At 62.6% G+C, this 12,639-nt stretch carries 8 protein-coding genes; 5 read left to right on the top strand and 3 right to left on the bottom strand.

Annotated features, from left to right (window positions below):
- Window positions 1-2: 2 nt before the first annotated feature.
- The 3 genes from HDG34_RS04195 to tssB all read right to left on the bottom strand — a co-directional run bounded on the left by HDG34_RS04195 (window position 3) and on the right by tssB (window position 4,586).
- Entirely contained in the window at window positions 3-2,342 is a 2,340-nt protein-coding gene (locus HDG34_RS04195; protein ID WP_184057945.1) for a type VI secretion system Vgr family protein, read from the bottom strand.
- Between the two features lie 95 nt (window positions 2,343-2,437).
- Window positions 2,438-3,988 carry a type VI secretion system contractile sheath large subunit gene (tssC, locus tag HDG34_RS04190; RefSeq protein ID WP_184057943.1) on the bottom strand — a complete coding sequence of 517 codons (1,551 nt, stop codon included), beginning with the start codon at window positions 3,986-3,988 and terminating at the stop codon, window positions 2,438-2,440.
- 85 nt (window positions 3,989-4,073) lie between these two features.
- The gene (tssB, locus tag HDG34_RS04185) at window positions 4,074-4,586 is read right to left on the bottom strand and encodes a type VI secretion system contractile sheath small subunit (protein ID WP_090807869.1); all 513 of its coding nucleotides are present in this window, start codon (window positions 4,584-4,586) and stop codon (window positions 4,074-4,076) included.
- Between the two features lie 598 nt (window positions 4,587-5,184).
- Here tssB and tssK point away from each other — a divergent pair.
- The 5 genes from tssK (at window position 5,185) to tssH (ending at window position 12,631) form a co-directional block, all read left to right on the top strand.
- A complete protein-coding gene (gene tssK, locus HDG34_RS04180) occupies window positions 5,185-6,537 on the top strand; it encodes a type VI secretion system baseplate subunit TssK (RefSeq protein ID WP_090807871.1) in 1,353 nt (450 codons plus the stop codon).
- On the top strand, window positions 6,534-7,310 hold the full coding sequence (locus HDG34_RS04175) for a DotU family type IV/VI secretion system protein (RefSeq protein WP_409259240.1): 777 nt from the start codon (window positions 6,534-6,536) through the stop codon (window positions 7,308-7,310). The genes tssK and HDG34_RS04175 overlap by 4 nt, the downstream gene beginning before the upstream one ends.
- Window positions 7,311-7,453: 143 nt before the next feature.
- Window positions 7,454-9,157 (top strand): OmpA family protein, encoded by a 1,704-nt coding sequence (locus HDG34_RS04170; protein WP_409259242.1) that lies wholly within the window; start codon window positions 7,454-7,456, stop codon window positions 9,155-9,157.
- 98 nt (window positions 9,158-9,255) lie between these two features.
- The gene (locus HDG34_RS04165) at window positions 9,256-9,741 is read left to right on the top strand and encodes an Hcp family type VI secretion system effector (protein ID WP_090807873.1); all 486 of its coding nucleotides are present in this window, start codon (window positions 9,256-9,258) and stop codon (window positions 9,739-9,741) included.
- A 142-nt stretch (window positions 9,742-9,883) separates the two neighbouring features.
- On the top strand, window positions 9,884-12,631 hold the full coding sequence (gene tssH, locus HDG34_RS04160) for a type VI secretion system ATPase TssH (protein WP_184057941.1): 2,748 nt from the start codon (window positions 9,884-9,886) through the stop codon (window positions 12,629-12,631).
- The last annotated feature ends 8 nt before the right edge of the window (window positions 12,632-12,639 follow it).

Below are 12,639 nucleotides of genomic sequence, written 5' to 3'. Positions count from 1 at the left end.
AGTTAGCCTGAAAATCCCGGTTTGATATGTTGCTGGACATCTTTGAGCGGCGCATCAGACCACTGAGGAAATGCAAAACTGCTACCGTCTGGACCATTGATAGTCAGATTGCCCCTCAACTCGATTTCACCCGCCGGACTGCCAAGGGTGATCTTGCCGCCTGCCAGCTTGATATAGGCCCCCGATCCATCGCCGAGCGTCACTCCCTTGCGCCCGGTGATCATGACTTCTCCGTCGGAGGAGCTCACCACCATGTCCTTGAGCGACATCAACTCCATTGCATCCCCCTGGGCCTGAAACTGCACCTTGCCTTTTACCGAGAACAGCCGAATGCCGAGTTTTGCCGCAAAGAACGAAATCGCGTCGCCGGCCGCAACCGTGATGCGCTTGAGCACGCCAATGTCGAGTCCTGCCCCGGCCGTGACGAACATCTGCTTTGCGGCTGCCAGCTGCATGTGCTGACCGCTCGCCAGTCCAATACCCTCAGGAGCGCTCGCGACGATCACCGGCTTCTGGAGTTTCGCGAGCTTCTGTTCGACAAGCGTACGTTGCTGTTCGACCTCAGCCAGCCACGCATTCGCGGCGCTCGCTGATTCATTGAGCGAGCGCAGTATGTCCTCGCCCTGCTGGAAGGTGGTATCCGCGTTGGGCATTGCGAGCTGCTGGCCCGATGCACCAGGCTGCGCTTCGGCACTGAGCAGCATGCCTTTGGCCGTCCTGGCCGCCAGATGTCCGTCAGTGGTGAGTTCTGCGCCCTGTCCCCGTTCCTTGCCGTCGGTATCGACCATGTGCCCGAGGTTCAGCTGGCTGGACTGGAACGGCGTCATCACGTGGATGTGCTCTATCCCTTCCTTGTCCTCCATCCGCTGCGTATTGCCCGCGGCGGTCACGATGAGGTTCCGGGTGTTGTTGAGGTTATTGACGAGGTCGGGATGGAGACTGTCGTGCATCGAACCAATGATGACGGGCCGATTTGGATCGCCCGCCGTATGGATGATGGCTACCTCCACCCCATCGATCAGCGGAAAATGGTGGCCGTAATTGTCGCCGCTGTATGGCTTCGCGAGGCGCACCGGCCGGCTTGTGCCACCTGGGCTCCAATCGTCGAGATCAAACGGCAGCTTGATCACGTACCAGCCTTGCTCGGTCAGGTACGCGTATTTGTAGTTCCCCGGCGACGTAATACGCGCCGGCAGGATACCGTCGATCACCGGTCTTTTGATCGTATCGAGCGACGTGCGCCACACCCGGTCGGCCGGGATCGCCGTGAGCGTATTGGTGTAGGACTGGCTGCGGCCACCGCTGGATTCCACCGACGTGATAAAAAGCCCATGCGGCGCATCGACCGGATTCTGGTCGAGCCGTACGACCTCGCCAGCCTCGATGGCGAATGCGTTACCCGTTGCCTTGTAGGTGACCTGTGTTGCGAGATAGGCTTCGTGCCGCAGCCGTGCAATGCGCCGCCCTTCTTCAGGCGTCTCGTAATGTTCGCCCCAGCGATAGTCAACCGCGTTGGTCGTCTTGTCGCCGCGTGCGGCGTTTTCCTCGACGAGCAACGACACGTCGGCCTGCCGGTGGTTATAGTCGTGCAGGCGGACAGCTTCCGGGACACGCTGCGTATATCGCTCAAGTGTCTTGATCGCATCTACGCCGACGCTTTCGAGTCCCGAGTGTAGCCGGAACGGCACAACGCGCTGATTGCGGGCATACGCGTCCAGATCGTCGCCGAAGACAATCACGGCGTGATCGCGCTTCTGCTCGAAGCGGAACCAGATGCCTTCCTCCGCGCAGATCCGCTGGATGAAGGCAAACGTCGTTTCCTCGCACTGTGTGATGTACTCGTGCCGCTTGTATTTCGCACGCAGCTTGAACTCGAAATCGACGCCCGCGCGGAAACCATAGTGGCGCAGCGTATCGGTAATGATTTCTTCGACCGACTGCTTCTGGAACAGCCGGCTCGTGACACCGCGATCGAGGTCGGCGAGCTTCGGCTCCATCACGACCTTGTAGCGCGTCTCGTCAGCCGAAGTCCCGAGTTCATCGAACTTCGTGATAATGCCGTGGACTGTGTGTGCAGGCGGCATCTTGCTGAACTGCCCAGCGTTCTCGCCGAACATCTTGCGCAGATAGTCCATGTTTGGGTCGATCGGGTCGATGATGAACTTCGCGGGGCGCCCCAGCACCTGATCCATCGGAATTCCGGCCATCGGGCTCGTGAATTCGATCTCGTACCGGTAAAGCTCGCTGAGCGCGTCGCGCCCGCTGAACTTCAGGATCGAGAACGGCGCCGGGTGCGGCGCCAGTTTCAACTCATAGGCCTGGGAAGGCAAAACCATCGACATTTTCTAAAGACCCCTTGAACACACGTCATATCGCAAAGGACAACGCCGGGGCGCATGTTTCAGCGCCCCGGCGGGGTTACATCAGATAATGCGGATCAGCTCTTGGCTTTCGGCATCTGCGATACCAGCGACAGGCCGATGTCCATGCCTTCCACCTGGAAGTGCGGAATGATGAAGAGCTTGATGCGGAAGAAGCCCGGGTTGTCCTCGATGTCCTCGACCGTGACCTTCGCCTCACGCAGCGGGTGCGACGACTGCAACTCGTCACCCGGATCCTTCATCTCGGTCACGAGGCCCTTGATCCAGCTGTTCAGCTCAAGTTCGAGCAGACGCCGGTCCTTGGTCGTGCCGATGTTCTCGCGCTGGATCAGCTTCAGGTAGTGCGCAATGCGCGAGAGCAGGAAGATGTACGGCAGGCGCGCATTGATACGGCTGTTCGCGGTCGCCTCCTTAGTCTCGTACAGCGCCGGTTTCTGCGCCGAGCTGGCCGAGAAGAAGCACGCGAAGTCGTGGTTCTTGTAGAACGAGAGCGGAATGAAGCCGAGGTTGGCGAACTCGAATTCGCGGGTTTCGGGAATCAGCACTTCGGTCGGAATTTTCGGCTGCGCGCCGGTGCCCAGGTCGTACAGATGAACCGGCAGGTCCTCGACCTTGCCGCCCGCCTGCGGGCCGCGGATCTGCACGCACCAGCCGTTGTTGACAAAGCTGCGCGTCATGTTGGCCGCGAAGGCGAACGACGCGTTGACCCACAGGTATTTGTCGTGGTCCGGACCCTTGACCGCTTCCTCATAGTTGAACGAACGCACCGGCGTCGTATCCTTGCCGTACGGCAGGCGACCGAGCACACGCGGCATTGTCAGGCCCACGTAGCGGGCGTCATCGGTGTCACGGAAGCTCTTCCACTTGATGTACTCGGCGCGATCAAAGTAGTTGCCGATATCCTGGATCGCGGCCACTTCTTCCATCGATTGCTTGCCGAAGAACGCGGCGCCAACTGAGCCGACGAACGGCATGTGCGCGGCTGCGGCCACCTTGGAGACGTTACGCAGCAGCGCCACGTCCTGCGGCGAGTTGGTGAACTCGTAGTCGCTGATCATCGCGCTGATCGGCTGACCACCCGGCGTATCGTATTCCTCGATATAGGTCAGACGGTACAGGCCGCTCTGGATGATCTCGGGCGTATCCTCGAAATCGCGCTGCAGCGCTTCCTTCGACACGTCGAGCACTTCGACGCGCGCGTTCCGACGGAAGTCCGTCCGGCTCACGAGCATCTTGAGGCCACGCCAGCGGCCTTCGAGCGCCTGGAATTCCGGTGTATGCATCACTGCGTCGAGCTGCCGGCTGATCTGGCGGTCGATCTGGCCGATATGGAAATCGAGCAGCGACTTGTCGAGCCGGTCGACCGGCTTGCTGCCCTTGCTGATCAGATCGAGAAACGCACCCATGCCGCGCGCGATACGCTCGTCGGCTGAGGCCTCGGACAGCATGTCGCTGTCGCGGAAGGCGACCAGCGGCCGTGCCTCGGCGACGGGCTTCAGGTTGATCTTGCTGCACAGCGACGCATAGACGCTGTCATTGCCCCCCTGGGGGGCGTCCAGCACGACGGTTTCGGTCGTGCCGCCTTGCTGCGATTCAGTGGGATTCATTTCGTGTCCTGTCTGCGATACTATCGCTACCTGCATATCTGTCCGGTTATGGAACGCGGTGAAGGCCGTCCTGGGCCGACGCCGTTCAGGCATGGCCTTCAGGCTGGGTGGCCGCCGTCGCGATCTGTGCGAGTTCGCCGCGCAGCTTGTCAGAGAGCGGCTTATCCTTCAGAATCTTCTCGAACTCACGGCGGAACGTGCCGTTATCGAGCAGATTCGATTTCAGGTCACGCAGCAGATTGCGCACCGCCAGCAGCGCCTGCATCTCCGGGATCTGACGTGCCACCTGTTCCGGCTCGAAGTCTTTCAGCGAGCGAAACGAGAGGTTCACCGGCAGTTCCGAGCCGTCGCCAGCCAGGGTGTTTTCCGCAGCGACCTTGAGGTCCGGCGCGTAGTCAGCGAGAACAGAATCAAAATTATTCTTGTTGATGTCCGTTTTCTTGCGCTCGGCGAGCGGCGCCTGTTCCTTGCCCGCGCTGAAGTCACCGGCGACGAGCAGCTTCAACGGCAGCTCGACCTTCTTCTGGGCACCGCCCGTATGCAAATCTAACGTGATCGAAACCCGACTTTTCGGAATTTCGCGCTGGAAGCTGTCCATTTGTATTCCTTATTGAACGACGTTCAGGATCCCCGCAGAACTCGCCCGGTGCGATGCGGTGACCTCTTTCAATCGGGCGCACACGCATATGCGTGTTTCGCTCGCGAAGGACTCCTTGTGGTACCCCATAGCGCGGCCTCCATTCATGCGATCATTATTGCCACGCGCTATTAAACAGGTTTACCCGCGCCGAGTCAAAGTACGTCGGCGTTGTGAAAACGATACGGATTATAAAGACGTCGTAAATAATTGTTAATTATCGTCAATTCAATACGCATTCAGACTCGTCAATATGAATAATTTGATAAACGAGGTATGCGAATGCGTGACAATTTTCACGAAACCGTTGCTGGCATGGGCTCACAAGGGCGTGACATTCTCTGACAATCTTTCAATGATGAAGACGGTACGATGGCAACATCGCGCTAACCATGCATCGAGAATATTGCCTATTCTGGCACGGACAATATCTCAAAAATAACCATCCTCTATTTCATGTAGTTCGCATGCTTAACTATTCGCAACTGTATACGGATCACAAGTCACGCGTATAGAATCGCCACTCACCATAATCCAAGATAACGGCACAACCACACCCATGCGGATCGATAAACCGCTCTTTCACGAAGGGCTGATCCTGACCCAACAGCACTTCCAGCAGCTGGGCCGAAACGTCGACTTCACGTTGAACCAGATCGCTGCCGCCTGCGTCGCCGAGCCGTGGGGCACGCAGGGCATCGATATCGACGAGGAAGTGCTTGCAGCTGGGCGTCTGAAGCTCACCCGACTGAAGCTGCGTTTTCCGGACGGCACACTGATCGACTCCACGGTGACCGATGCGTTACCGCCTGCACGTGATCTGACGCAGGGACTGCCAGCCGATGTGCAGAGCGTGGTCGTGCTGGCCGCCCTGCCGCTGTTCAATGCCACGGGCAGCAACTGCCGGTTCGACGAAGCGACGCTGGCGCGGCCGCGGCGCTCATACCGGGAGTTCGTCAAGGTCATCGACCTCAACGGTACCGGCGAGGCCGAGATTGCCGCCGAACGCCATGCGGTGCGACTGCTGTTCGACTTCGAGTCGCATGCCGACGACACGGTGTGTGCGATTGCCCGGTTGACGCGTACCACGAGCGGGCAATTTCAGGTCGACCACCGATACGTGCCACCGTGCCTGACGCTTGGCAGTCATGCGCTGCACGTCGAACGGATCAATCGTCTTGCCGACATCCTACAGGCGAAGAGCACGGCGCTGGGTTCGCGCAGAAGCGAACGGATCGAGCAGGTTGCCGAATACGGCGTGGCCGACGTGCAGCTGTTCTGGTTGCTCCACTGCATCCATACGGTCTGGCCGCAACTGCGGTTCTTCTCGACGCATCCGGGCCAGCCTCCCGAGCGGCTGTACTCGACGCTTGCCCAGCTGGCGAGCGTCCTCATGACGTTCTCGACCGGCTCGCAGCTCGGCGACATTCCGGCGTATGACCACGTACGTGCCGATGAAGTATTCGCCAGGCTCGAGACGCAGATCCGTGATCTGCTCGACGCGATCATTCCGTCGCGTGTGGTGTCGATTGGGCTCACGCACAGGAATCCGACGACATGGGCGGGCCAGTTCCTCGACGAGCGCATCGTGGCGAGTTCCGCCGACTGGTACCTGTCGGTCCACGCCGCGTCGCCTGCATTCGAACTCGTCGAGCAGTTCCCGAGGCTCTGCAAGATAGGTGCGCCGGACGATATCGAGCACATCGTCAATTCGGCGCTCCCAGGCATTCCACTCAAGGCCGTGCAGCGTGTGCCGGCCGCCATCCCGGTGCGGCTGGACAACCAGTACTTCGCGCTCGACGCGAGCGATCCCGCGCACGCGCGGATGCTGGCCGCCCGCGCCTGCCAGATCTACCTGCCGACGTCGGTTCCCGACGCGTCGCTTGAACTTTACGCGGTGTTGCGCTCATGAGCACGCTGACGAACACGCTCACCCCTGCCCGCGGCGAAACCGCCCTGATGGGTGGATCGGCCTCTGCGAACCGTACTTCCGCCGGTGGTATCCGGGACCTGTTGCGCGACACGGCCCTGCTCGTGACGCGATTGTCTGAGGGGGGCCACACGGACGACCCTGCTACCCTGCGTCAACGTTGCAAGCAGCTGATGGCGGCTTTCTCAACCGCGCTCAATCAGCGCGGTTTTGCCGCGGACGTCCGCGAAGACGCGGAGGTTGCCCAATGCGGCCTGCTCGACGAGGCCGTACTGCGCAACCTGAGTGCGGAGAACAAGCCGGTCTGGGATGCGCAGCCGTTGCAGGTCGAGCGGTTTGGCAAGCATGACGCGGGCGAACGCGTGTTCGAACGGCTCGAGCAGCGGATGCGTGAAGCGTCGCCGCACATTGCCCTACTCGAATGCTACGCGGCGGTCCTCGGGATGGGGTTCATGGGCCGCTACGCCCGTGAAGGCGAAGCGAAGCGTTCCGTGCTGATCGCCTCACTCAGTACGCAACTCGAAAAACTACGCCCCGAAGGAAGTCCCCTTGGGGGGCGCCCGGTCGCTGCCCGCCCTTTCTTTGCCGATCGTACCGGCAGGCGCTTCTCGGACTGGTTCTACCGCCTCTCGCCCTGGGCGATTGCCGGCCTCGCGTGCGTGGCGGCCGCGGTGATCTGGCTGATATGGGCACAGGTGCTCGATGCGCAGCTCGCCCACCTCGTACCAGCTGTACCGACGGCGCCGCGGCCGTGAAGTCCGATCTGCACGAACCGTCCGGACCGGCGCTCGGGGACACGAGCCGCACACTGGACCCCGGGTCGGGTCAGATGCGGGGCCAGGCGCAGAGCCGCGCGCTGGAGGGCCTGGGTTACCCGTTCCGCGCCATCGTGACACTGATGGCCGCGCTCGCGCTCGCCGTTATCTGGCTGGTGTTGCCTGTCCCCCAGGGCGGCTTCCTTCGACCAACGGAAGTCCCTGTGGGACGGGGCGCCGGACAGGGTCTCGCATGGACGCTCACTGTCCCCATCGTCCTGTCCTGGCTGGTACTGATCTGGCTGCGCACCCGTCAGCTCTCACGCGCGCGCAAACAGAACGTACACGTACTGACTGCACTCGGCGCCGCTACGTCGAATATCCCGGTCAACCTGCGCACCCGCATGCCGCTCGTGCTCGTGACCGGCGACGCCCTGGGGAACCTGTTCGACCGGATTGCCGGAGAGCGGCGTCTCGCACACGTTGGCGACGGCGCAATATGGCTACGGGCCGACCGGCTGCAGGATCTGCCCCGCCTTGCGGTGGCCGTGAAGCAGTGGCGCGATGGGCGCGCACCCGATGGTGTCGTGCTGTCGGTTGCGCCGGCATTGCACGCGGGTGAAGACGTCCTGACGCAGAATCTGCGCGTCGTGCGGCAGTCCGTCGCTGACGCCTCGCGCATGCTCGGCGTGCGCCTGCCAGGCTTTGTTGCCGTCTACCAGCGGCTCACCAATGCGCCGGCCACACTCGCGATGCCACAGTGGTATGGCGTGTCATCGGCTACGCGCCTGGCTGACGCAAGCCGTTTTGAAGCCGTGGTCCAGGCGGCCGAAACTGAAGTTGAGCGGGCTGGAGGCGACCGTGCCGTGGCGGCACGCGCGGCGAGCCTGGCTTCGATCGTCGGATGGACCCAGCGCGTTGTGATCGGCGTGCTAAGCGACCGCCGGCAGCCGGCCACGCCGTGGGCACTGTTCGGCGCGGGCTGGATCGATTGCGGGCCGGCGAGTGGTCCGGGCAGGCCCTGGGAGCGCGACGTCGAAATGCAGACCCGGGTCGTACCGCCTGCACTGCCGGCGTCCCCGCTGCCGTGGCCGCTGCCCCAGCCGTTGATCGAGGCCATGCCGCGGCGGTCGTGGATGTCGCCGCGCCTGGCGGCTCTCGCCCACGCCGTTGCTCTGGTTGCCTGCGCGATCGCGGTGGCGTTTTGGGGCGCCGCCAGGAACAATCAGGCGCTGATCACCCGTATCGGCGCGGATCTCGGAAGATATTCGATGATTCCTGCTGCACACGACGCCGCGAAGCGCAATGCGCTGCAGGCTCTCGTGGCCGATCGCGACCAGCTCGACCGCTATTCACGCACAGGGGTGCCGCTCGGACTTTCCTTCGGCATGTACCGCGGTGCGCAGTTGATGCCGGCGCTCAACCAGGCGATCGCAACCTACCAGCCGCCGCCGCCTCCACCTGCGGTGGTCACGCTTGACAGCATGTCGCTGTTCGACAGCGGCCGCGCGCAACTGAAGCCCGGCTCGACGCGCGCGATGGTCGGCGCACTCGAGATGATCAAGGCGCATCCGGACAAACGGATTCTCGTGGCCGGTTATACCGACAACGTTGGCAGTCCGGACAGCAACCTGACGCTGTCGGTCGCACGCGCGGGCGCGGTGCGCGACTGGCTCATCGAGGTGTCGGGCATTGCCGCCACGCAGTTCGCGATCCAGGGCTACGGCGATACGCGGCCGATCGCGAGCAACGATACGCAGGAGGGGCGAGCCAGGAACCGGCGCGTCGAAATCACGCTGGTGCCGGACGCCCCCAAAGAAATCCCGTTGGGGGATTCGACCAGATAGCAGGACCATTTTTAGCCCTCGAAGCGAACGCTTCGGGTTTCAGAGGCTCGGGGGCTGGCTCCGGGCGATTGTCGTAGTACCAGAAAAGGGAGTGAAAGATGGCAATTCCGGCTTACATGTGGGTCAAGGACGACGGTGGTGCGGACATCAAGGGTTCGGTGACGGTCCAGGGTCGCGAAGGCAGCGTCGAGCTCGTCGCGTTCGACCATGGCGTGAACATCCCGACCGACGGCAACACGGGCAAGCTGACCGGTACGCGCGTGCACAAGCCGATCAAGCTGACCAAGGAAACCGATGCGTCGACGCCGTACCTGTACAAGGCGGTGACGAGCGGTCAGACGCTGAAGTCGGTCGAGATCAAGTGGTACAAGATCGACGACGCGGGCAAGGAGAAAGAGTACTTCAACACCAGGCTCGACAATGTGAAGATCGTGGCCGTCAACCCGAAGATGCTCGATATCAAGAATCCGGACTACGAGAAGCACAACCACATCGAAGAGGTCGAGTTGCGCTACGAGACGATCACGTGGTCGTACAAGGACGGCAACATCATCCACAAGGATACCTGGAACGAGCGTTCCTGATCCTGGCCACAAGCCATGTTGTGCCGGAACCGGTACTGCACCCCGCAGCCGGTTCCTTTTTTGCCAGCCCCGTACGTGGGCTGGCACTTTTTTGATACGGGTAGAGCGGCGTTTCTGCCCCGTTCCGTGATACGGCATTGATATGACACTGCGCGACTCTACCCACCTGCTTCGCCGGCTCAACCCGCACTGCGCGAGAGCGCTCGAGGCGGCTGCGAGCCTCTGCCAGACGCGCCTCGCGGACGAGATCACCGTCGAGCACTGGCTGCTCAAGCTTATCGAGGCAGACGACGGCGACATTCCTGCGATCCTGTGCCACTACGGAATCGACATCAATGCCGTCTGGGACGCGCTGATCGCGGCGATCGATCACCTGCCCCGCAACCTGCGCGGCAAACCCGCCCTTTCCCTGCAGCTGGCGACCGTGCTGCAGGATGCCTGGAACTGGGCATCATCGCAGGAGGCTGACCAGCCCATCCGTTCCGGTCATCTGTTGCAGGCGATTGTTGACGCGCCGCACGTGCTGCGTGCGCAAAACGCGTGGCCGCTGCTGTCGGTCAGTAGCGCGCAGATCCAGCGCCTGATCCCGCGACTCGGCCACCAGTCCTGCGAAAACCAGCCCGACGAAGCAGAGCCGGCGATAGCGCCAGCATCCGGAGTCGAAGCAACCCAACCGCCGGCGGCCACCAGTGCCCCTACGAAACATGCGCCGCAACGCCCGATCGAGGGCGAGGCACTTGCCCGGTTCGCCATCGACCTAACCGACAAGGCCCGTCGCGGCGAGATTGACCCCGTGTTCGGGCGCGAACGCGAAATCCAGCAGATGGTCGACGTGCTCGCGCGGCGACGCAAGAACAATCCGATCCTCGTCGGCGAGCCGGGTGTTGGCAAGACCGCGCTGGTCGAAGGCCTCGCGCTACGCGTCGCTGAAGGCAGCGTGCCCAATGTGATCCGCGACGTACGCATTCTGACGCTCGACCTGGGCCTGCTGCAGGCAGGCGCCGGTGTGAAGGGCGAATTCGAGCAGCGCCTGAAGAACGTGATCGATGAGGTGCAGGCTTCGCCCGTGCCAATCCTGCTCTTCATCGACGAAGCCCACACGCTGATCGGCGCGGGCAACGCCGCCGGCGGCGCCGACGCGGCAAACCTGCTGAAACCCGCGCTCGCGCGTGGTGAACTGCGCACGATCGCGGCCACCACCTGGTCGGAATACAAGGAATATTTTGAGCGCGACGCGGCACTCGAGCGACGCTTCCAGATCGTCAAGGTCGACGAGCCCGATGACGAAGCAGCGTGCCTGATGCTGCGGGGGCTCGCGAGCCGCTACGCGAAACACCATAACGTGCACATCCGCGACGAAGCGCTCGTCGCGGCCGTGAAACTCTCGCGCCGCTATATCCCGGCCCGGCAGTTGCCCGACAAGGCGGTCGACCTGATCGACACGGCCGCGGCGCGCGTGCGCATGGGGCTGGAATCGCCGCCGTCCGAGCTGCAGCGTGCCCGCGCAGCAGTCGCCGCGATCGAAATTGAACGCTCGACGCTCGACGCGGACGAACGGGCCGGCGCTAGCAATGTCACTGCGGACGTCACGCCGCGACGTGATGCGCTCATTGCTGCTCTTGCTGATGCGAACAGTGAACTGATGGCTTTGCAGGCGCGCTACGAGCATGAGTTGGGGCTTGTCCAGGCGTTGCATGTACAGCGGGACACGAAAGATTCAAAACCGGATGCCGGAGCGCTTGCGAGCGCGAAGCGGACACTGGCCGATGCACAGGGCAGGACAGCGCTGGTTTTTGCGGACGTTGATGCGCAGGCGATCGCACGCGTAGTCGCTGAGTGGACCGGCGTGCCGGTCGGCGATCTTGTCGAGGACGAACTCAGGAGCCTGCTGACGATCGAGGACAGTCTCGCGAAGCGGGTCGTCGCACAGGACGATGCGCTGGCCGCGCTCGCGGAGAGCCTGCGCACCGCCAAGGCGGGGCTGAAGAGCGAGCGCACGCCGCTCGGCGTGTTCCTGCTGGCTGGTCCCTCGGGTGTCGGCAAGACCGAGACAGCGCTTACGCTTGCCGATGTGCTATTCGGCGGTGAGGCGGCGCTCACGACCATCAACATGTCGGAGTACCAGGAAGCGCACACGGTGTCGCAACTGAAAGGCTCGCCGCCTGGCTACGTCGGCTATGGCCGCGGCGGCATCCTGACCGAAGCGGTGCGGCAACGCCCGTACAGCGTCGTGCTGCTCGATGAGATCGAGAAGGCTCATCGCGATGTGCTCGACATCTTCTATCAGGTGTTCGATCGCGGCATGATGCGCGACGGCGAAGGCCGCGAAATCGACTTCCGCAACTGCGTGATCCTGATGACCTCCAACCTCGGCAGCGCGCAGATCGACGAGGCGACAGCGGAGAACCCGGCCATCTCGCAGGCCGAACTGCTCGAGGCGATCCATCCGCAGCTCGTTGCGCACTTCCAGCCCGCGCTGCTCGCGCGCTTCCAGACGCTGGCGTATCGCCCTCTGGACGCAGGTGCGCTCGCTTCGATCGTGCGGCACAAGCTCGCGAAAATCGCCGACCGTCTGCGCAGGCAGCACGACGTTGCATTGACCGCCGATGACGCCCTGACCGATTCACTCGCGCAGCTTTGCCTCGCGCGTGAATCGGGTGCGCGCAACGTCGATGCGTTCCTCAATCAGCGGATCCTGCCCGCCGTGTCTCGCGAACTGCTCACGCGGATGGCGAACGGCGCGGCGCCGGCGGAAATCCGGCTGTCGAGTTCGCCTGACGGGAATCTCACGATCGACTTTGTTGAGCACGATGATGTGCCGGCAGCCGGGGCGAACGCACCAGCAGTGGAACAAACGGGCGAACGTGTGCCGGTCGACGCCGGCATCTAGGAGAGCGC

The sequence above is a fragment of the Paraburkholderia sp. HC6.4b genome, from assembly GCF_014200875.1.
Lineage (GTDB): Bacteria > Pseudomonadota > Gammaproteobacteria > Burkholderiales > Burkholderiaceae > Paraburkholderia > Paraburkholderia tuberum.
The sequence above is the reverse complement of the archived record's forward strand: the minus strand, read 5'-3'. Positions and strand labels throughout refer to the sequence as shown.